Origin of the sequence: Asanoa hainanensis, from assembly GCF_900188485.1 — a bacterium.
Taxonomy (GTDB): Bacteria; Actinomycetota; Actinomycetes; order Mycobacteriales; family Micromonosporaceae; genus Asanoa; species Asanoa hainanensis.
Genome location: NZ_FZPH01000013.1, coordinates 144,129 through 161,672, shown reverse-complemented (window position 1 = coordinate 161,672; position 17,544 = coordinate 144,129). Strand labels below are relative to the sequence as shown.

The window sequence follows — 17,544 nt, the reverse complement described above, 5'->3', positions numbered from 1 at the left end:
GAAGACGAAACGAGCGAGCAGATGGCCGACAGGCACTCCCGCTCGGCCGACGTCAGCACCGGGGGGCCGGGTGTGACTTCCAGTCACGCCCGGCCCGCCGGCGCAACCGCGTCGACCGGCGTTCTCGACGGGCAACCGGGTGGAAACGCCCCGGTGCCGCCAGACTTCCGCATCAACGGTGGCGGGCTGGGCGGCGGCGGGTCATTGCCGCGCCGCAAGGGGTTCGGCGCGGAGTCGATGTTCCGCGGACTCACCCTGGCCGCCGGCACGATGGTCCTGGTCATCATCGTGGCGATCACGGTCTTCCTGATCGCCAAGGCGGTGCCCGCCCTGCGCGCCGACGACGCCAACTTCCTCACCGAGACCGACTGGTTCGCCAACGACAGCCCGCCCCGCTTCGGCATCGCGGCGCTGGCCTTCGGCACGGTCGTCAGCGCCGTGATCGCCCTGGTCGTGGCGGTGCCGATCGCGCTGGGCATCGCGCTTTACCTGTCGCACTACGCGCACCAGCGGATCGCGACGACGCTCGGCTTCCTGATCGACCTGCTGGCCGCCGTGCCGAGTGTGGTCTTCGGTCTCTGGGGCGTGATCGTCTTCGTCGAGCCCGTCCGGGACTTCTCGGTCTGGCTCAACAAATACTTCAGCTGGATCCCGCTCTTCGGCGGTGACGGCCCGTTCGGCCGCTCGCTGATGCTCGGTGGCCTGGTGCTCGCCATCATGGTGCTGCCGATCATCACCTCGCTGTCCCGCGAGGTGTTCATGCAGACGCCGACCGCCAACGAAGAGGCGGCGCTGGCCCTCGGCTCCACCAAGTGGGAGATGATCCGCACCGCGGTCCTGCCCTACGGCCGGCCCGGCGTGATCGCCTCCGTGATGCTCGGCCTCGGCCGCGCGCTCGGCGAGACCATCGCGCTCGCGATGACGCTCGGCTTCATCAACGAGATCAGCCCGAACATCATCAAGAACGGCGGCAACACGATCGCCGCCAACATCGCCAACGGCTTCGGCGAAGCCGGCGAGATCGGCCGCGGCGCCCTCATCGCGTCGGGTCTCGTGCTCTTCACGATCACCCTCGTCGTCAACATGATCGCCCGCGCGATCATCTACCGGCGTCGCGAGTTCACGGAGTCCGCCGCATGACCGCCACCACGCTCCCGGCTCCGGGGCAGAGCCCCAAGCTGCACACCAAGAAGCTGCCGTCGGTCGCGTTCCTCGGCGTGGCCGTCGTCGCGCTCGGCCTGTCGGCCGCGATCTGCTACGGCACCGGCATCGGCGGCTGGGTGCTCACCCTGGTCGTCGGGCTCGTCCTCTACCTGGTCGGCATCTTCGTCGCGGTCAACGCGGTCGAGGGCCGGCGCTCCGCGCGCAACCGCACCTGGAGCGCGCTGATCCACTCGGCGTTCGTCCTCGCGATCCTGCCGCTCGCCTCGGTCGTGTGGACGCTGGTCTCCAACGGCCTCGACCGCCTCGACGGCGACTTCTTCCTGACGTCGATGAACAACATCGGCGCGCGGGACCCCAACGGTGGCGCCTACCACGCGATCATCGGCACGCTGGAGCAGGTCGGCATCGCCGCTCTGATCACCATCCCGCTGGGCGTACTCGGTGCGATCTACATCGTGGAATACGGCCGCGGCCGGTTCACCTTCGTCATCCGGTTCTTCGTCGACGTCATGACGGGCATCCCGTCGATCGTCGCCGGCCTGTTCGTGCTGGCGTTCTGGGTGCTCATCGTCTCGCCGTGGTTCAACGACGGCGCTCCGGTGTTCTCGGGCTTCGCGGCCGCGCTGGCACTGAGCGTGCTGATGCTGCCGACGATCGTCCGGTCGACGGAGGAGATGCTGCGCCTCGTGCCGGCACCGCTGCGCGAAGGGTCGTACGCCCTGGGCGTGCCGAAGTGGAAGACGATCATGAAGATCGTCATCCCGACGGCCCTGCCCGGCATCGTCACCGGCATCATGCTGTCGATCGCCCGCGCCGCAGGCGAGACCGCCCCGGTGCTGCTGGTCGCGGGCGGCAGCGCCGCGATCAACTTCAACCCGTTCAGCGCACAGCAGGGCTCGTTGTCGCTGTTCGTCTTCCAGCAGGCCGGCGACGCCTCGCGCTTCGCACCGGCGCGCGCCTGGACAGCCGCGCTCACCCTGGTGGCGCTGGTCCTCATCCTCACGATCGCGGCGAAGCTGCTTGCCCGCCGCAACCGCATTCCCCGCTAGCAACCGAAGGACTGACAAATGGCCAAGCGTGTCGAGGCGACCGGGGTCACCGCCTACTACGGTTCGTTCAAGGCGATCGACAACATCAACCTGCGTGTCGAGCCCAAGACGGTCACCGCGTTGATCGGTCCGTCCGGTTGCGGCAAGTCGACGTTCCTGCGCTCGATCAACCGCATGCACGAGGTGCTGCCGGGTGCCCGGGTCGAAGGCTCGCTGACGGTCGACGACGAGAACATCTACGACAAGGACGTCGACGTCACGGCCGTGCGCCGGATGATCGGCATGGTGTTCCAGCGGCCGAACCCGTTCCCGACGATGTCGATTTTCGACAACGTGGTGGCGGGTTTGAAGCTCAACGGCGTGCGGCGCAAGTCGGTGTTGCAGGACGCGGCGGAGAAGGCGTTGCGGTCGGCGAACTTGTGGGACGAGGTCAAGGACCGGCTCGGCAAGCCGGGTGCGGGTCTGTCGGGTGGTCAGCAGCAGCGGTTGTGCATCGCGCGGACGATCGCGGTGGAGCCGCAGGTCGTGCTGATGGACGAGCCGTGCTCGGCCCTCGACCCGATCTCGACGCTGGCGATCGAAGACCTGATGTTCAAGCTGAAGGACAAGTACACGATCATCATCGTCACGCACAACATGCAGCAGGCAGCCCGCGTGAGCGACCGCACGGCTTTCTTCTCGATCGAGCGCACCGGCGACCCGGGCCGCCTGATCGAGCACGACTCGACCCAGAAGATCTTCAGCAACCCGAGCCAGAAGAAGACCGAGGACTACATCACCGGTCGCTTCGGCTGAGCGCTCGCTCTTTCGGCCCGCGACCGTGCTCGGTCGCGGGCCGAATCGCGTTTGGGGTCAGCCGCCGACGCGGATGAGGCGGGCCGACAGGTGCGGAGACATCGGCTGGCCCAGGGCCGCCATGTCCTGCGCGTACAGCAAGGCTCCTTCGACGATGCCGTAGAGGCGGTGACCGGCGGTCACCTCTTTGGCGGTCGGGGTGCGCAGGACCAGGTCGGTCGCCATCTCGACGCGGGTGCCCTCGATCTTGCCGATGTGCATCTCCATGATGCCGCTCGGCGTGGTGATCAGGACCTCGAGCTCGCCGGTGCCCTTGCCGTCGACCATGACCGGGCGCCACCAGCCGGTCTCCCGACCGGCTGGCTTGACCGGCAGGTTCTCCTCGTTGATCACCCAAGCGCGCGACTCGTAGTAGAGGAACGGCCGGCCGTCGTGCGTGATCTTGATTTCCTGGCCGTAGTCGAAGTCCTCGATCGTCGGGAAACCACCGCGCCCGCGGCCGCGCCACAACCCGATGTACGGCAGCAGCGGCTGGAGTGCCGGGTGCAGGTCAGGCCCCTCGCGCAGGTCGTACGTCTCCACGAACGGATACGGATCGACCGGCGGGGCGTTGAGCCACGGCGGGGGTTCGATCGGGTTCTCGTCGGTCACCATCTGCCCCTTGCTACGCGTGCTGCCAGGTAGACCAGACCACCCGCCAACGCGCCGAAGCCTGCCACGAGCAGGCTCACGAACCCGATCTCGGTCACCACGTGAACGATCCTATTCTGAGCCGATGGCTCGTACCCTGATCGTCAAGGTCACCGCCGGGGCGGACGCGCCGGAGCGGTGTGCCCAGGCCTTCACCGTCGCCGCGACAGCAGTTGCCGCCGGGGCCGACGTCTCATTGTGGCTGACCGGTGAATCGTCCTGGTTCGCGCTCCCCGACCGCGCGGCCACCTTCGAACTGCCCCACTCGGCCCCGCTCGAAGACCTACTCGCCGCGGTCCTGGCCGCCGGCCGCGTCACCCTCTGCACCCAGTGCGCGGCCCGCCGAGAGATCACCGAAGCCGACGTGATCCCAGGCGTACGCATCGCGGGCGCGGCGGCTTTCGTGGAAGAGGCCCTGACCGACGGCGCGCAGGCGCTGGTCTACTGATGGCCCGCGACTGGGTCGACTGGCACACGGGCTACGCGGACCCGACCTCCACGATCTCCCGCCGACTGGTAGCGGTGCAGGAGCAGATCCGCCTGGCCCTGGACACGGCCCCACCCGGCCGCATGAGCGTCGTCAGCCTGTGCGCGGGCGAGGGCCGCGACCTCCTCGGCGTCCTCGAAGACCACCCCCGGGCGGCAGACGTGGACGCGCGACTGGTGGAGCTCGACCCGATCCTGGCCGACAGGGCACGCGCCGCGGCCGCGACACTGCCGGCACGAGTCGAAGTGCTCCAGGCGGACGCGGCACTCACCGACTCGTACACGGGAGCGGTCCCGGCGCAGGTGGTCCTGTTCTGCGGAATCTTCGGCAACATCTCGGACGCGGACATCGCGGCCACGATCGCGGCAGCCCCGGAGTTCACGGCGCCGGGCGGCATCGTGATCTGGACCCGCCACCGCCGCGAACCCGACCTGGTGCCCCAACTCCTGGCCTGGTTCGCCGCGGCCGGCTTCGAACCGCTCTCGGTCTCACCACCGGACGTCGACTACGGAGTCGGCGCGCACCGCAACACGGGCCCGAGCCGCCCACTCACCCCGGGCCGCAGCCTCTTCACCTTCCAGCGCTGACAAATCGGACACCCCGCCCCGGGGTGTTCGCCAGGCTTTGCTCTGCACCCATATACGCAACACCCCCGCTGACCTGCGGTGCGTATATGGGTGCAGAGCAAAGCCTCCAAAAAGCAGCGCCCCCTCCTGGAGTGGAGAGGGCGCTTATTTGCGGGGATTTGTCAGGCGCGGGCCTTGCAGGGGAGTAGGAAGCCCAGGGCGAAGGTGATCGCCGTCAGGGCCAGGGCGATCAGGGTCACCCGCTCCACTCCCACGTCGATGCGGCTGAAGAAGACCGTGCCCAGGACCGCCACGCCCAGGACCGCGCCCAGCTGCTGCAGTGATTCCAGGATGCCTGCCGCCGAGCCGACCTCGTCGTCGCGGACCTCGCCCATGATGATGTCGAACAGCGGCACGAAGATCATGCCCATTCCGATGCCGTAGACCAGCAGCGGCACCAGCAACTGCCGGAAGCCGAGGCCGTCCAGCTGGAACACCGGGTACAGGGCGGCGGTGCCGACCAGCATCAGCGCCAGTCCGATGTGCAGGATGTGCCGGCCCAGGCGGTTCATCATCGTGCTGCCGAAGCCCGAGCCGACGAACGCGCCCACCGCCCACGCCGCCATGGTCAGGCTGGCCTTCATCGGGCTGTAGCCGAGCACCAGCTGCAGGAACATTCCGACCGCCAGCGAGAAACCGGCGATGGCGCCGAAGAAGAAGATCACGAAGAGCACGCCCGACGCGTACGAGCGGCGCGTGAACACCCGGAGCTCCACCAGCGGGTCGCGACCCGAGCCCGATCGGCGGATCTGCCGCAGCGCGAACGCCACCAGCACCGGCACCGCCGCCGCCATCATCGCGAACGTCCACACCGGCCAGCCCGCCTCGCGGCCCTGCATCAGCGGGAAGACCAGCAGCAGCAGGCCGATCGCGGCGGTCAGCGCTCCGGTCACGTCCAGGCGGGTGCGGGTCCGCGGTGCGGTTGCCGCGGGCAGTGCGGCCCGGCCGGCCAGCAGGGCGAACAGGCCCAGCGGCAGGTTGATCGCGAAGACCATCCGCCACCCGGTGCCGAACAGGTCGGCGTCGATCAGCGCGCCGGCCACGACCGGGCCGAGGATCGTCGAGAAGCCGATGATCGGGCCGAAGGTGCCGAACGCCTTGCCGATCTCGTGCGGCGGGAACAGGTCGCGGATCAGGCCGAAGCCCTGCGGCACCATGATGGCCGCGAACAGGCCCTGCACCACCCGCGCGGCGATCAGGCTCTCCGGCGACCACGCGACCGCGCACAGCAGTGACGCCGCGACGAAGCCGACCACGCCGACCAGCAGCACGCGGCGCCGGCCGAACATGTCGCCGAGCCGCCCGCCGGTGAGCAGACCGACGGCCAGGGCCAGCGTGTACGAGGCGGCGACCCACTGCAGGCTCGTGTAGCTGCCGCCCAGCGAGGCCTGGATCGCCGGCGCGCCGACGTTGACCACCGTGGTGTCCAGCAGGTTCATGATCGTCGCGGCCAGGATCGCGAAGAGGCCGAGCCAGCGGCGGGAACGGACCGGCGCCGCCACGGGGGCCGGAGAAGCGATGGCGACTGGGTCAAGAACGACGGTGCTCACGGCGACCTCCGAAGCGGAGCGGAATGAACTGTTCCGCCTTCAGGCTAGCAGAGCGGAACGATCCGTTCCAGTCCTGGAACGGAAAACAGAACAGAATTTTTCGTTCCGTTCCGGTGGTAGGGTGGTGGGTATGACGACCCTCCCGCTGAGCGGCCGCCGCGCCCAGGCCGCCCGCAACGACTCGGTGATCCTCGACGCCGCGCGCGAGGTCTTCATCGCCGATCCCAGCGCCCCGATCGCCGCTGTGGCGCACAAGGCCGGCGTCGGCATCAGCGCGCTCTACCGCCGCTACCCGAGCAAGGAGGAGCTGCTGGCCAAGCTCTGCCTCGACGGCTTGCTGCTCTACGTCGAGCTCGCCGAGGAGGCCAACGCGGCTCTGGACGCGGGCGCCGACCCGGCGGAGACCTTCGAGACGTTCATGGTGCGGGTCGTCGACGCCGACACGCACTCGCTCACGCAGAAGCTGGCCGGGACGTTCGAGCCGACCGAGGAGCACACCACCAACGCGATCCGGGCCGGCGAGCTCAACAAGCGGCTGGTCGAGAGCCTGCACGCGGCCCGGGTGGTGCGCCCCGACCTCGAGCTGGCCGACCTCGGTCAGCTCTTCGAGATGATCGCTGCCATCCGGTTCGGCGACGACGAACGCCGGGGCCAGCTCCGCCGCCGCTATCTCGGGCTGCTGATGGCCGGCCTGTTCCAGCCCGACGCGACACCGCTGCCCGGCCCGCCGCCGTACGCCGGCGAGTTCGCCAACCGCTGGGCCAAGGCGACGTAGACCAGCGAACTATTATTCGATGGTGTCGGATTCCTCGCTTGCTGAAGTGCTCCGGGCGCGCGGGCTGCGGCTGACCGCGCAGCGCCAACTCGTCCTGGAAGCCGTCTACGAGCTTGGTCACGCGACACCGGAGCAGCTGCACAGCGCGGTCCGCGAGACGGCCGCCGGTGTGAACATCACCACCATCTACCGCACCTTGGAACTGCTCGAGGACCTCGGGCTGGTTACCCATACGCACCTCTCGCACGGGTCACCGACGTACCACGCGGCTGGGAACCACCAGCACGTCCACCTGGTGTGCCGGTCGTGCGGCGAGGTGACCGAGATCGAACCGTCGGTCCTCCAACCACTGGTGGACCAGCTCGCCGCGGAGCGCGGGTTCCGGGTCGACGTCGGGCACGTGGCGCTGTTCGGCGACTGCGGGAGCTGTGAGGGGCGGGAGCAGGGATGATCGACGCACCGGGCGCGGTGGCCATCGAGGCGATCGACGAGGAGAGCGCTGACCGGGGGGTGGCCGCGCACTACGGCGACCCGGTACGCGAGCAGCGGCTGCTGGCCGACGACGTCGCACTGGTCGACCGGTCCAACCGGGGCGTGATCGCCGTGCCCGGCGAGGAACGCGCTTCCTGGCTGCACACCCTGACCACCCAGCACCTGGCCGACCTGCGCGCCGGGCAGGGCAGCGAGCTGCTGGTGCTCTCGCCGCACGGGCACGTCGAGCAGCACGCGCTGGTCGCCGAGGACGGCGAGACCACCTGGCTCGACACCGAGCCGGGCGCGACCGCGGGGCTGCTCAAATACCTCGAGATGATGCGGTTCTTCACCAAGGTCGACCCGCGCGACGCCACCGCTGAATACGCCATGTTCGCCCTGGTCGGCCCCAACGCGGTCCAGGCCGCGACCAAGCTCGACGAGAGCCTGGGCACGTTGGCCCCGCCGGACGCCGTCGCGGTGCCGGGCGCCAAGTTCTCCGCGGGTGACGCGCCGCCGCGGCCGACGACGATCTACGACGTCCGCCCCCTGCCCGGTGGCGGCTGGGCCCGGCGCACCACGCTCGGTGTCGACGTCCTGGTGCCGCGCGAGCAGTTCGCCGAGACGACCCGCAAGCTCCTCGACGCCGGCATCGCGCCGGCCGGTCTCTGGGCGTACGAGGCGACCCGGGTGGCCGCCCGCCTGCCGCGGCTCGGCTGGGAGACCGACCACCGCACCATCCCGGCGGAGGTCGACCTGATCGGCCCGGCCGTGCACCTCGACAAGGGCTGCTACCGGGGTCAGGAGACGGTGGCCCGGGTGCACCACCTCGGCCGGCCGCCGCGCCGGCTGGTGCTGCTGCACCTCGACGGCGTCACCACCGACCAGCCGCCGGCCAAGGGCACCGAGGTCATCTCCGACGGCCGCACGGTCGGCTTCGTCGGCACCGCCGTGCGCCACCACGAGCTCGGCGCGGTCGCCCTGGCCGTCCTCAAGCGCAACGTCCCCGACGACGCCACGCTGCGCGTCGGCGAGTCCACCGCGGCGATCGACCCGACCTGAGCGGCCGTTCAGGCCGAGCCCGCCTTAGGATCCGCCTATGACAACAACGACGTTGATCACGGTGGCGCCGACCGGGGCCGAGTCGGCCAAGTCCGACGTGCCCGCCCTGCCTGTCACGCTCGACGAGCTGGTGGTGACCGCCAAGGAGTGCGCGGCGCTCGGTGCCTCGGTGATCCACGTGCACATCCGCGGCGAGGACGCGCGGCCGACGCTCGACTTCGGCCGGCTACGGGAGACCGTGGCCGCGCTGCGCGAGTCGACGGACCTGATCGTGCAGCTCTCCAGCGGCGGCGCGGTGACCGACCCCGAGGCCGACCGGCTGCGGGTGCTCGACGCCGAGCCCGACATGGCCTCCTGCACGATGGGCACGGTCAACTTCGGCGACGACGTCTTCATGAACCGCTGGGAGTTCGTCGTCGACCTGCACACCCGGATGCAGGAGCGGGGCATCGTCCCCGAGTACGAGATCTTCGACCTCGGCCATCTCGCCGCGCTGGAGCGGCTGCTGAGCAAGCACGGGCTGCCGGCGGGCGGGCACGTGCACGTCGACTTCGTCATGGGCGTGCCGGGCGGGATGCCGGGCACGACGGCGGCCCTGGTCGCCTGCGCCAACGAGGTGCGCAACCTGCCGGCGGGCACGACGTTCTCGGCCACGGGCATCGGGCGCACGACGATCCCGGTCATGCTCGCGTCGCTGTCGGCCGGCGGGCACCTGCGGGTCGGCATGGAAGACACCGTGACGTACGCCAAGGGCCGTCCGGTCGAGTCCAACATGCAGCTCGTCGCCCGCGCGGTCGGCTTCGCGCAGCTCGCCCAGCGCCCGCCGATGACGCCGGCCGACGCGCGTGAGCTGCTCGGGCTCAAGACCAACTCCTGATCGAGGCGGGGTACGGTCGCAGCCATGGGCAAGTTCTACGAAGGCGGCGTACGCCTCACCGAGGTCGTCCGTTCCGGCTTCTCGGAGGGTTACCACCACGGATCCGTGGTGGTGCTCGACGCGTCCGGCACCACCGTCGCCGCCACCGGTGACGTCGAGTCGCCGATGTTCCCGCGCTCGTCCAACAAGCCGATGCAGGCCGTCGGCATGCTGCGCGCGGGGCTGCGGCTGACCGACCCGGCCGACCTGGCGCTGGCCTGCGCCAGCCACTGGGGCCAGGACATCCACGTCAACCGGGCCGCGGCGATGCTGCGCTCCGTGGGGCTGGACCAGTCGGCGCTGCGCTGCCCACCGGACCTGCCGCTGGACCCCGCGGCCCGCGCCGACGCGATCCGGGCGGGCGGTGAGCCGTCGCGGATCCAGATGAACTGCTCCGGCAAGCACACCGGCATGCTGCTGACCTGCGTGGCCGCCGGCTGGCCGACCGAGGGCTACCTGTCGCCCGAGCACCCGCTGCAGCAGGCACTCACCGCGGCGGTGGCCGACCTCGCCGGCGAGGAGATCGTGGCCACGGCCGTCGACGGTTGCGGCGCGCCGCTGCTCGGCATCTCGCTGACCGGGCTGGCCCGGGCGTTCGGCACGCTCGTGGAGGCCGCACCGGGCGGGGCGGAGCGGTCCGTCGCCGACGCGATGCGCGCGTACCCGGAGTTGGTCTCCGGCACCGACACCGTGGAGCGGAAGCTGATGGCGGCCGTACCCGGAATGCTCCTCAAAGGCGGCGCCGAAGGCGTCATGGCCGTCGCCGTGCCTGGAGCCGGCGCGGTCGCGATCAAGATGGATGACGGCGCCCACCGGGGCAACCGGCCGGTGCTCGTGTCGGCGTTGCGCCGGATCGGCGTGACCGGGCCGGCGCTGGAGCAGGCCGCGCAAGAGCTCGTCCTGGGTGGCGGCGAAACGGTCGGAGAACTGCATAGCACCTGGTAGGTGTCCGTTTTTGATACTTCGTGACTCTGCTAACTGCTGTTAGCGTTTCGCTTGCAGGAGCTAGCAAACGGCGCTAACGTGGTTCGCATGCCCTCGAAAGATCTGCCCCGCGACGTGGGGGGCTTCATCCGAGACCTGCGGCGCAACGCGCAGATCTCGCTCCGCCAGCTCGCCGAGCAGGCGGGCGTCAGCAACCCTTATCTGAGCCAGGTCGAGCGCGGGCTGCGCAAGCCCAGCGCCGAGGTGCTCCAGCAGCTGGCCAACGCCCTGCGGGTGTCGACGCCGGTGATGTACCTGCGCGCCGGCCTGCTGGAGGAGAAGGAAGGCCACGGCGTGCTGACCGCCATCGCCGCCGACTCCGAGCTGACCATCGCCCAGAAGCAGTCGCTCAGCCAGATCTACGAGACGTTCCGCCGCGAGAACGCGCGGCACGCCGAGGCGGAGGCGGAGACGGCCAAGCAGGCCGAGGCCGCCAGCGAGGCGGCCGCCGAGGCCGCGCGCGCCGCTGATGCCGCCGCTGCCGCGGCCGGTCGCGCCGCCGGTGGGCCCACGAAGGCCCCGACCGGCTGGCCCGACGACACAGAAGCCACCCCAACACCGGCGGCGGAGCCCGCCAAGCCGGTGGTCAAGAAAACGGCCAAGAAGGCCGTGAAGAAGGCGGCACCAAGGGCCGCCGAGGAGGAGAACTGATGTCCCAGCCGAAGACGACCCGCATTCCGGCTCCGTTGTACGCGGCCGCCGGCGCCGGGGAGATGGCCTACCGTCAGCTGCTCAAGCTGCCGACGTACGCCAACGACCTGGGCGACAAGGCCGCCAACAACGGCGCGGAGCTGCGCCAGTCGGTGATCACCACGACCACCGGTCTGCGCCAGCGGGCCACCGCGGCCTACCGGCAGGCCAACGAGCGCGCGGTCAAGCTGCGTCGCGAGGACCTCGACATGGACCGCCTGCGTGACCTGGCCATGCGCAACGCCGGCCAGTTCATCGTGACCGCCCAGGAGATGCAGGAGCGCGCGATCGCGTTCTACGGCGAGCTCGTCGCGCGCGGCGAGAAGGTCGTCGGCACCGGCGTCGTGGAGGCCGCCGACGTCGTGCAGGCCGACATGGTCTCGACCGGCAAGCCGATCCAGCCGAAGTCGGAGAGCAACGGGCACGGCACCCTGCACGGCAACGAGGCCAAGCCGGCCGCCGCCCCTGCTGCCGCCAAGAAGGCCGCGCCGACCACGCCCCCGAAGAAGACCGCCAAGCAGTAAGCGCCACACCGAAAAGGGGACCGACCACCTGGTCGGTCCCCTTTCGCGTTGCTTGGGCGTCAGTCCGCGATCCGGACCCGTACCCGCCGGTTCGCCTTGCCCTTGCTCTCGACCTTGACGACCTGCACCCGGCCGATCTGGCGCGTCGAGGCCACGTGGGTGCCGCCGTCGGCCTGCACGTCGAGGCCCACGATGTCGACGATCCGGATCTCCTGCTCGTCGGCGGGGATCAGGTTGGACTGGGTGCGGATGATGTCGGGCAGCGCCAGCGCCTCGGTGCGGGGGAGGACCTTCACCGCGACGGCCCGGTCCGCGGTCACCTCGGTGTTGACCAACTCCTCGAGCTTCAGCTTGAAGTCCGGCGGCACCTCGGGGAGGTTGAAGTCCATCCGGGCCTCGCCGGGCTCCATGTTGCCGCCGGTGACCAGCGCGCCGAAGTCGCGGAACACCACACCACAGAGCACGTGCAGGCCTGAATGGGTACGCATGAGCATCGTGCGGCGGGCATCCTCGACCGCGCCGGTCACCGCGGTGCCGACCGGCGGCAGCGGGTCACCCACGGCGGGCAGCAGGTAGAGGTCGTCACCCTTGCGCGTGCCGACGATCCGGGTCTGGGTGCCCTGCCAGAGCAGCGTGCCGTGGTCCGGCGGCTGGCCACCGCCGCCCGGGTAGAAGGCCGACCGGTCCAGGACGATGCCGTCGTCGGGCGACGAGTGCAGCACCGTGCACTCCCACTCGCGCAGCGTCGGGTCGATCAGGTCGAGGCGGTGTGTGCGGCCGTGCTCGGAAACGCCCATGACCGGGCAGACTACTCCGGAGCGTTGAGGAAGTCGGAGATCCGGGTACGCAGGTCCGCGCGATCGGTCCAGACCACGCCGGGTCGGTCGTAGACGTGCAGGGTGGCGTTGGGCAGTGCCTCCGCGAGCCGTTCGGCGGTCGGCACGGGGTGCAGGTCGTCGCCGGCGCAGGCGATCACCAACGCCTTGGCGGTGACGTCGCTCAGCCGCGCCGGGTCGGGGATCGCCACCTGCTCGGCGAGCGAGTCCAGGTCTTTGGCCAGGCCGTCGCGCATGAGCTGGTCGATCCGCTGCCGCAGGTACGCCCAGACCGCCGGCGTGCCCCGCAGCGTGGGCGGGAACTCGACGGAGATCGCGTCGGCGACCGCGGCGACGTCACCCGAGGCGACGGCGGCGGCCAGGGTGGTCAGGCGGGCCTTGACCGCGGCCGAGCGTTGCTGGTCGAGCACCGCCGGGAGGAAGAAGACGAGGCGGTCGAACCGGTCCGGGCTGTCGGCGACGAGCCGGGTCAGCGCGGCGGCGCCGAGGCTGACGCCGAACGCCCGCGTCGCCCCGGACAGGTCGGCGATGGCGCGCAGGTCACGGGCCAGATCGGCGTACGACCAGGGTCCCGGGGGCGCGTCGGACCGGCCGTGGCCGCGGAACTGGAAGAACACCTTGCGCCCGCCGACCGCGCTGCCGTAGGGCCGCGTCACCGCGATGCCGCTGGCCAGGCCGTGGGCGAACACGGTGGTCGGGCTGCCGGTGCCGGTGGTCAGGCGTTCCAGCCGCACGCCGTGGGGTGTGGCGACGACCTCGGTCTCGGGCTCGGGCAGCGTCGGCCGCCCGCTGCGCGGGGCGCTCGGGCCGGGCCCGTAGGTCCGCGGGCCCCCGTCGGGCGGTGGGGGCCAGCGGAAATCCCTCACCAGAAGCCTTTGCCGTCAGTGAGGTCCTTCAGCCCTGGTCGCACGTCCAGCAGGTAGACCAGGGCCGCACCGATGCCGATGAGGCGGAAGATACTCAGTGAGTCGTTGAGGAGCAACGACAAGAGCAAGCAGATGCCGAGAATCGCCAGCCAGCCGCCCTTGGGCAGCGACCCGATCGCCGCGAACGCGTCGCCGCGCTGGGTCAGGCAGTGCACGAACGCGACACCGATCAGCACCAGCGCCAGGATCAGGCTCGCGATGTTGATGCCCCACAGGACATTGTCGTAGAAAATGGGCGCGCTCGTGGACATGCCCCTAAGCGTACTTCCGTGTCGGCCACACGGGTGCCGGGAGCTTTAGGGCACCCACCTGATCATGGCCAGCGCGGTCGCCCGCACCACCCAGACGACGTTGCCGCGCAGCGGCCGTCTCGTTCTGCCTACCTGCGTGCGTGTCGGCTTGGGGCGGTTGCTGCGCGGCGGCGGTGTCGCCTTCGCGCCCCGGGCATGGCCCGGCTTTGCCGGGTCGCCTCGGCGAGCCCGGCCCGCAACTCGGCCTCGGCGGCCTCCCTGAGCTGCTGCTGGGCCTGCTCACACCCCGGGCCCGGCCGCGTTCGATGCGGCTGCCGCCGGGCGGCGGCCGTCTCGGCCCGTCGTCCTGCGGGCAGGCCGCTTGCGGCAGTTGCCGCGTGGCGGCGACTTCGCCCTGGCGGGTTGTCGGAGCGGCGGGCCTACTCTGCCGCGCGGCGGCTCGGTGCCTCAGTGCTCCGGCACGTAGCGCCACGGTGGGTCGCTGCCGGGTGCGTCGTCGGCCACATATGTTTCTGTGACCTTCTTGTCGCCGCCCGGGCCGGTCCAGCGCCATTCGTGGGTGAGCGGGCTCGGTGGCAGGCCGTCGGTGATGGGTACCTCGACCTGGGTGCCGTCCTGCGGGCCGCCGATGACCGGAATCCACGCGTTTGCCATGCCCAGATCATCGCGCGGGCGATTGTCGGGCGTGCGGCGAATCGCGCTATCCGGACGGCTCGGGCAACAGCGCCGCCAGTCGCTTCGGCGCCAGGAGCCGGTAGCTCTCGGTCAGTAGCTCGCTCACCTCCTCCCAGTCGGTGCGCCGGCTGAAGGTGATGCCGACCACGTTGCCGCCCCAGTCGGCCTGGAAGAACGGCGGACCCGCGGCGGCGAACGCGGCGACCTCGTCGTCGGGCGCGCGGAAGGTCATCCGCACGACAGGGTCGTCGTCGCGGGTGTAGACGTGGGCGATGGTGCGCTGCCGGATGCGCCAGCGCACGCCGATCCAGGCGGGCTCCTCGTAGGCCTCCGGCAGCCCGCGGCAGATCGCCCGGAGCCGGGTGAGGATCGCGGGTGGGACGTCGCCGGGTGCGGACATGACAGGACCGTAGCGCCGGGGTACGACAGTTCCGTAGCCTCGGCGCATGCCCCAGGTGACCCTCCGCCCGGCCCGCGAGGCCGACATCGAGGCGCTCACCGAGATCTGGCACCGCGGCTGGGCCGACGGCCATCTCGGCAACGTGCCCGACGCGCTGGTGGCGGTCCGCACCCCGGATACGTTCCGCTCCCGCACCGCCGACGGCCTCCCGCACACCACGGTGGCCCTGGTCGGCGAGTCGATCGCCGGCTTCGTCAAGGTGGTCGACGAAGAGGTGGAGCAGGTCTACGTCTCCGCCACCCACCGCGGCTCCGGCGTAGCCGGGGTCCTGCTGGGCGAGGCCGAGCGCCAGGTAGCGGCCGAGGGCTACGCGGAGGCCTGGCTAGCGGTGGCGGCAGGCAACGCCCGAGCGCGCCGCTTCTACGAACGCAGCGGCTGGTCAGACGCAGGCCTCTTCGACTACCTGGCCAGCACCGCCGACGGCCCGATCCCGGTCCCCTGCCACCGCTACGTCAAGGCCGTCGCCTAGACGAGTAGGTCCGGAGTCGGTGTCCGCGGCGAGCAGGCTGATCGTGTCGCGTTTGCCGGCGGTACTGCGGCTCGGGGATGCCGGTGGAGGTTGGACCGGTTTCCGGTGGGTGTCGAGCCTGGCTGTGATCGGGTGTGCGACGTCTGGGAGATCAGCGGTGTGCTGGTTGATCGGGTGTGTCTGGTCTGGTCGACACGCCGTGCGGCGACCAGAGCACATGCACTCGATCATGCGGTCTGGGGTGCCGGTTCTCGATTGGGGCGCACACGATCTGAGTGACGCGGTCCCGGGGGCATGGCGCGGGACGGGTCAGGATCTGGTGGTCCGGCTCGCATGCGACGGACCATCCAACTCGGCGGGTGCTTCGGACCTACTCGTCTAGGCGCCGGAGCGCCCCGCACCTCCGAAGAAGTGGGGGGCGCCGAACCCGCCAGGGTCAGTTGTTGGACGGCGACAGGTCGAAGCTTGTGCCGCCGGTCGGTGCGGTCCGATCCGGCTCGAGGGAAACGGTCCACTCGGTCTGGAACGTCATGCCTTGGCAGGTCACCGGTGCAGCGTCGATCAGCTTGACCGCCCTCAGAAGGTAGATCTCGTTCGTCGTGCCGGGAGCGAGGATGGCTGTCGGCGTGTAGGTGCCCTCCGACAGGTACTGGGCACAGTGGTCGTTGTCGGTGCCGGAGATGTGGTCGGCGGTGATGTTCGTTCCGATGATGGTCGCGATCCGCGCGTTGATGGTGTTGTTCGCGGAGACCGGGAGGGTCAGCTTGACGACGCCGGACTCCCCGGGAAGCAGACCAGCGTCACCGGTCTGCACCTTGTCGCGGCCAAGCCACTCGCCGGACAGGGTGATGGGCTTGAAGGTCTCGCTGGATCCGTTGACCGCGACGTCGTCCGCCTGGACCCAGGTCGCGTATGCGATGCCGCTCGCGACGAGGACGCCTGCGGCGGCGAGGGTGGCGGCGAGGATGCGCTTCGAACGCTTCTGCAAGGGAGGTCTCCTAGAGGGTGCCGGCGTTCCAGACCGGCGCGGTGTTCATGGCGGGTGTCGCGGACAATCCGGAGTGTTTCCGTCGGTTGCGGCGACCCAGAAGACTCTTCCCGAACTGGTGAGATCGCGGCATAGAGAACATGGTTCGTGGTTGTTCGCCGACAAGTGATCCACCCGGCCGAATCAGATTGTTGGGCTGACAGCTCGGGTGACCGCGAATAGGTGACGGACCCCAATGCTGCAATTCCGGTGGAAGAAGGCCGCCGTTATTTGTGCGTTTGGTTCGCGTGCTGCGCGCAATGGCGAAATGAAGGCACCTCGCGAATTGGAGATTCGGTCACTGTTTCGGATGACACCGATATCGATTCGCTTAACCGATGTGCTACGGCGGCGTTTTAGCAGGTCAGGGCGGTGATGGCGGATCGCCGGGCGTTGATGAAGTCGACCAAACGGGCATATCGGACCACTCAAAAGAGTTAAGCCGTCGGGGTTGACTGGCGCTATTTGTGCACAGCAAAGGTCGGACGGTTGCTTGTTGAGCGAAAAGCGCTAACTGCGGCAAAGTAGTCCTCGGCGCCGGACCGCCTCCACCGGACCGGCGCCAACACCGAATTCTTTTCGCCCACTCCCGCCTGTTCGGCTTTATGAAAGGGAATCATCATGCGGAAGATCACCAAGCGCGCCGGCGTAATCATCGGCGTCGCCGCCCTCGGCATCAGCGGCGGAGTTGCCTGGGCGGTGTGGTCGATCACCGGCACCGCGACCGCGACCGCGACGGCTGCCACGGCCCAGACGATCACCGTCACCGGCGAGGCCTACAACCTGGTCCCCGGTGGCGCGAAGGACCTCCTGGTCAAGTCGAACAACCCCAACGACTTCCCGGTGCAGATCACGTCGTGGGGTTCGCCCACGATCGTTTCCGACAAGGCGAACTGTGCCGGAAGCAATGTGTCCTTCACGCCGCCGACGAACCCGGTGATCCTGCAGAAGGGTTACCACGAGCAGACGGTGGTCAACGGCGCTCAGATGGCCCTCAGCACCCCGGATGCGTGCCAGGGCGCGACCTTCACGCTCACGACGACGGTGTCAGGCCTCAGCACCCAACCGTGATCCGAACGTGCGGTGGGGCGGCTGGTTCAGCTGCCCCACCGCGGCA

The 17,544-nt window shown here is 69.9% G+C and carries 23 protein-coding genes; 14 read left to right on the top strand and 9 right to left on the bottom strand.

Going from position 1 to position 17,544, the window contains the following annotated elements; all coding sequences use genetic code 11:
* Positions 1–21 precede the first annotated feature (21 nt).
* The 3 genes from pstC to pstB are packed head-to-tail and all read left to right on the top strand — an operon-like array spanning position 22 to position 3,008.
* Positions 22–1,140, top strand: a complete 1,119-nt coding sequence (gene pstC, locus CHC05_RS28135) for a phosphate ABC transporter permease subunit PstC (protein ID WP_089253591.1) — start codon at positions 22–24, stop codon at positions 1,138–1,140.
* Positions 1,137–2,213: a phosphate ABC transporter permease PstA gene (pstA, locus tag CHC05_RS28130; protein ID WP_089253590.1), complete on the top strand. Its 1,077-nt coding sequence runs from the start codon at positions 1,137–1,139 to the stop codon at positions 2,211–2,213. Before pstC ends, pstA begins: the two co-directional genes overlap by 4 nt.
* A gap of 18 nt (positions 2,214–2,231) precedes the next feature.
* Positions 2,232–3,008 carry a phosphate ABC transporter ATP-binding protein PstB gene (gene pstB, locus CHC05_RS28125; RefSeq protein WP_089253589.1) on the top strand — a complete coding sequence of 259 codons (777 nt, stop codon included), beginning with the start codon at positions 2,232–2,234 and terminating at the stop codon, positions 3,006–3,008.
* 57 nt (positions 3,009–3,065) lie between these two features.
* On the opposite strand, the gene CHC05_RS28120 is transcribed toward pstB, so the two are convergent.
* Both CHC05_RS28120 and mtfM read right to left on the bottom strand, forming a co-directional pair.
* On the bottom strand, positions 3,066–3,659 hold the full coding sequence (locus CHC05_RS28120) for a heme-binding beta-barrel domain-containing protein (protein ID WP_089253707.1): 594 nt from the start codon (positions 3,657–3,659) through the stop codon (positions 3,066–3,068).
* Positions 3,656–3,760, bottom strand: a complete 105-nt coding sequence (gene mtfM / locus CHC05_RS43145; RefSeq protein WP_275408206.1) for a small membrane protein MtfM — start codon at positions 3,758–3,760, stop codon at positions 3,656–3,658. The genes CHC05_RS28120 and mtfM overlap by 4 nt, the downstream gene beginning before the upstream one ends.
* A gap of 23 nt (positions 3,761–3,783) precedes the next feature.
* Here mtfM and CHC05_RS28115 point away from each other — a divergent pair, with 23 nt between their 5' ends.
* On the top strand, positions 3,784–4,146 hold the full coding sequence (locus CHC05_RS28115) for a DsrE family protein (RefSeq protein ID WP_089253588.1): 363 nt from the start codon (positions 3,784–3,786) through the stop codon (positions 4,144–4,146).
* Positions 4,146–4,772 carry an SAM-dependent methyltransferase gene (locus tag CHC05_RS28110; protein WP_089253587.1) on the top strand — a complete coding sequence of 209 codons (627 nt, stop codon included), beginning with the start codon at positions 4,146–4,148 and terminating at the stop codon, positions 4,770–4,772. Before CHC05_RS28115 ends, CHC05_RS28110 begins: the two co-directional genes overlap by 1 nt.
* Before the next feature lie 161 nt (positions 4,773–4,933).
* Here CHC05_RS28110 and CHC05_RS28105 read toward each other — a convergent pair whose 3' ends face one another.
* Positions 4,934–6,361, bottom strand: a complete 1,428-nt coding sequence (locus tag CHC05_RS28105; RefSeq protein ID WP_245871257.1) for an MFS transporter — start codon at positions 6,359–6,361, stop codon at positions 4,934–4,936.
* A 130-nt stretch (positions 6,362–6,491) separates the two neighbouring features.
* On the opposite strand from CHC05_RS28105, the gene CHC05_RS28100 reads away from it, so the two are divergent.
* The 7 genes from CHC05_RS28100 to CHC05_RS28070 all read left to right on the top strand — a co-directional run bounded on the left by CHC05_RS28100 (position 6,492) and on the right by CHC05_RS28070 (position 11,783).
* A complete protein-coding gene (locus tag CHC05_RS28100) occupies positions 6,492–7,136 on the top strand; it encodes a TetR/AcrR family transcriptional regulator (RefSeq protein WP_089253586.1) in 645 nt (214 codons plus the stop codon).
* A 19-nt stretch (positions 7,137–7,155) separates the two neighbouring features.
* Positions 7,156–7,587 carry a Fur family transcriptional regulator gene (locus CHC05_RS28095; RefSeq protein WP_089253585.1) on the top strand — a complete coding sequence of 144 codons (432 nt, stop codon included), beginning with the start codon at positions 7,156–7,158 and terminating at the stop codon, positions 7,585–7,587.
* Positions 7,584–8,669, top strand: a complete 1,086-nt coding sequence (ygfZ, locus tag CHC05_RS28090; RefSeq protein WP_089253584.1) for a CAF17-like 4Fe-4S cluster assembly/insertion protein YgfZ — start codon at positions 7,584–7,586, stop codon at positions 8,667–8,669. The genes CHC05_RS28095 and ygfZ overlap by 4 nt, the downstream gene beginning before the upstream one ends.
* Positions 8,670–8,706: 37 nt before the next feature.
* The gene (locus CHC05_RS28085; RefSeq protein WP_089253583.1) at positions 8,707–9,546 is read left to right on the top strand and encodes a beta-keto acid cleavage family enzyme; all 840 of its coding nucleotides are present in this window, start codon (positions 8,707–8,709) and stop codon (positions 9,544–9,546) included.
* Between the two features lie 24 nt (positions 9,547–9,570).
* On the top strand, positions 9,571–10,530 hold the full coding sequence (locus CHC05_RS28080) for an asparaginase (protein WP_089253582.1): 960 nt from the start codon (positions 9,571–9,573) through the stop codon (positions 10,528–10,530).
* An 87-nt stretch (positions 10,531–10,617) separates the two neighbouring features.
* On the top strand, positions 10,618–11,220 hold the full coding sequence (locus tag CHC05_RS28075) for a helix-turn-helix domain-containing protein (RefSeq protein ID WP_089253581.1): 603 nt from the start codon (positions 10,618–10,620) through the stop codon (positions 11,218–11,220).
* The gene (locus CHC05_RS28070) at positions 11,220–11,783 is read left to right on the top strand and encodes a hypothetical protein (RefSeq protein WP_245871256.1); all 564 of its coding nucleotides are present in this window, start codon (positions 11,220–11,222) and stop codon (positions 11,781–11,783) included. The genes CHC05_RS28075 and CHC05_RS28070 overlap by 1 nt, the downstream gene beginning before the upstream one ends.
* Positions 11,784–11,842: 59 nt before the next feature.
* On the opposite strand, the gene CHC05_RS28065 is transcribed toward CHC05_RS28070, so the two are convergent.
* The 5 genes from CHC05_RS28065 to CHC05_RS28045 form a co-directional block, all read right to left on the bottom strand.
* Entirely contained in the window at positions 11,843–12,580 is a 738-nt protein-coding gene (locus CHC05_RS28065) for an alanyl-tRNA editing protein (RefSeq protein WP_089253579.1), read from the bottom strand.
* A gap of 11 nt (positions 12,581–12,591) precedes the next feature.
* On the bottom strand, positions 12,592–13,485 hold the full coding sequence (locus CHC05_RS28060) for an alpha/beta fold hydrolase (protein WP_089253578.1): 894 nt from the start codon (positions 13,483–13,485) through the stop codon (positions 12,592–12,594).
* A complete protein-coding gene (locus CHC05_RS28055; protein WP_089253577.1) occupies positions 13,482–13,796 on the bottom strand; it encodes a DUF2516 family protein in 315 nt (104 codons plus the stop codon). The genes CHC05_RS28060 and CHC05_RS28055 overlap by 4 nt, the downstream gene beginning before the upstream one ends.
* 447 nt (positions 13,797–14,243) lie before the next feature.
* On the bottom strand, positions 14,244–14,450 hold the full coding sequence (locus tag CHC05_RS28050; protein WP_089253576.1) for a hypothetical protein: 207 nt from the start codon (positions 14,448–14,450) through the stop codon (positions 14,244–14,246).
* 46 nt (positions 14,451–14,496) lie between these two features.
* Positions 14,497–14,871 (bottom strand): MmcQ/YjbR family DNA-binding protein, encoded by a 375-nt coding sequence (locus tag CHC05_RS28045; protein WP_089253575.1) that lies wholly within the window; start codon positions 14,869–14,871, stop codon positions 14,497–14,499.
* A gap of 46 nt (positions 14,872–14,917) precedes the next feature.
* Here CHC05_RS28045 and CHC05_RS28040 point away from each other — a divergent pair, with 46 nt between their 5' ends.
* On the top strand, positions 14,918–15,400 hold the full coding sequence (locus tag CHC05_RS28040) for a GNAT family N-acetyltransferase (protein ID WP_089253574.1): 483 nt from the start codon (positions 14,918–14,920) through the stop codon (positions 15,398–15,400).
* A 436-nt stretch (positions 15,401–15,836) separates the two neighbouring features.
* On the opposite strand, the gene CHC05_RS28035 is transcribed toward CHC05_RS28040, so the two are convergent.
* A complete protein-coding gene (locus CHC05_RS28035; protein WP_089253573.1) occupies positions 15,837–16,388 on the bottom strand; it encodes a hypothetical protein in 552 nt (183 codons plus the stop codon).
* Between the two features lie 660 nt (positions 16,389–17,048).
* On the opposite strand from CHC05_RS28035, the gene CHC05_RS28030 reads away from it, so the two are divergent.
* Complete coding sequence (locus CHC05_RS28030; RefSeq protein WP_089253572.1) at positions 17,049–17,498, top strand: hypothetical protein; 450 nt, start codon at positions 17,049–17,051, stop codon at positions 17,496–17,498.
* Positions 17,499–17,544: the final 46 nt, after the last annotated feature.

Coding starts and splice junctions, on each gene's coding strand:
- pstC (WP_089253591.1), top strand. CDS start 22: ATGGCCGACAGGCACTCCCGCTCGGCCGACGTCAGCACCGGGGGGCCG.
- pstA (WP_089253590.1), top strand. CDS start 1,137: ATGACCGCCACCACGCTCCCGGCTCCGGGGCAGAGCCCCAAGCTGCAC.
- pstB (WP_089253589.1), top strand. CDS start 2,232: ATGGCCAAGCGTGTCGAGGCGACCGGGGTCACCGCCTACTACGGTTCG.
- CHC05_RS28115 (WP_089253588.1), top strand. CDS start 3,784: ATGGCTCGTACCCTGATCGTCAAGGTCACCGCCGGGGCGGACGCGCCG.
- CHC05_RS28110 (WP_089253587.1), top strand. CDS start 4,146: ATGGCCCGCGACTGGGTCGACTGGCACACGGGCTACGCGGACCCGACC.
- CHC05_RS28100 (WP_089253586.1), top strand. CDS start 6,492: ATGACGACCCTCCCGCTGAGCGGCCGCCGCGCCCAGGCCGCCCGCAAC.
- CHC05_RS28095 (WP_089253585.1), top strand. CDS start 7,156: ATGGTGTCGGATTCCTCGCTTGCTGAAGTGCTCCGGGCGCGCGGGCTG.
- ygfZ (WP_089253584.1), top strand. CDS start 7,584: ATGATCGACGCACCGGGCGCGGTGGCCATCGAGGCGATCGACGAGGAG.
- CHC05_RS28085 (WP_089253583.1), top strand. CDS start 8,707: ATGACAACAACGACGTTGATCACGGTGGCGCCGACCGGGGCCGAGTCG.
- CHC05_RS28080 (WP_089253582.1), top strand. CDS start 9,571: ATGGGCAAGTTCTACGAAGGCGGCGTACGCCTCACCGAGGTCGTCCGT.
- CHC05_RS28075 (WP_089253581.1), top strand. CDS start 10,618: ATGCCCTCGAAAGATCTGCCCCGCGACGTGGGGGGCTTCATCCGAGAC.
- CHC05_RS28070 (WP_245871256.1), top strand. CDS start 11,220: ATGTCCCAGCCGAAGACGACCCGCATTCCGGCTCCGTTGTACGCGGCC.
- CHC05_RS28065 (WP_089253579.1), bottom strand. CDS start 12,580: ATGGGCGTTTCCGAGCACGGCCGCACACACCGCCTCGACCTGATCGAC.
- CHC05_RS28055 (WP_089253577.1), bottom strand. CDS start 13,796: ATGTCCACGAGCGCGCCCATTTTCTACGACAATGTCCTGTGGGGCATC.
- CHC05_RS28050 (WP_089253576.1), bottom strand. CDS start 14,450: ATGGCAAACGCGTGGATTCCGGTCATCGGCGGCCCGCAGGACGGCACC.
- CHC05_RS28045 (WP_089253575.1), bottom strand. CDS start 14,871: ATGTCCGCACCCGGCGACGTCCCACCCGCGATCCTCACCCGGCTCCGG.
- CHC05_RS28040 (WP_089253574.1), top strand. CDS start 14,918: ATGCCCCAGGTGACCCTCCGCCCGGCCCGCGAGGCCGACATCGAGGCG.
- CHC05_RS28030 (WP_089253572.1), top strand. CDS start 17,049: ATGCGGAAGATCACCAAGCGCGCCGGCGTAATCATCGGCGTCGCCGCC.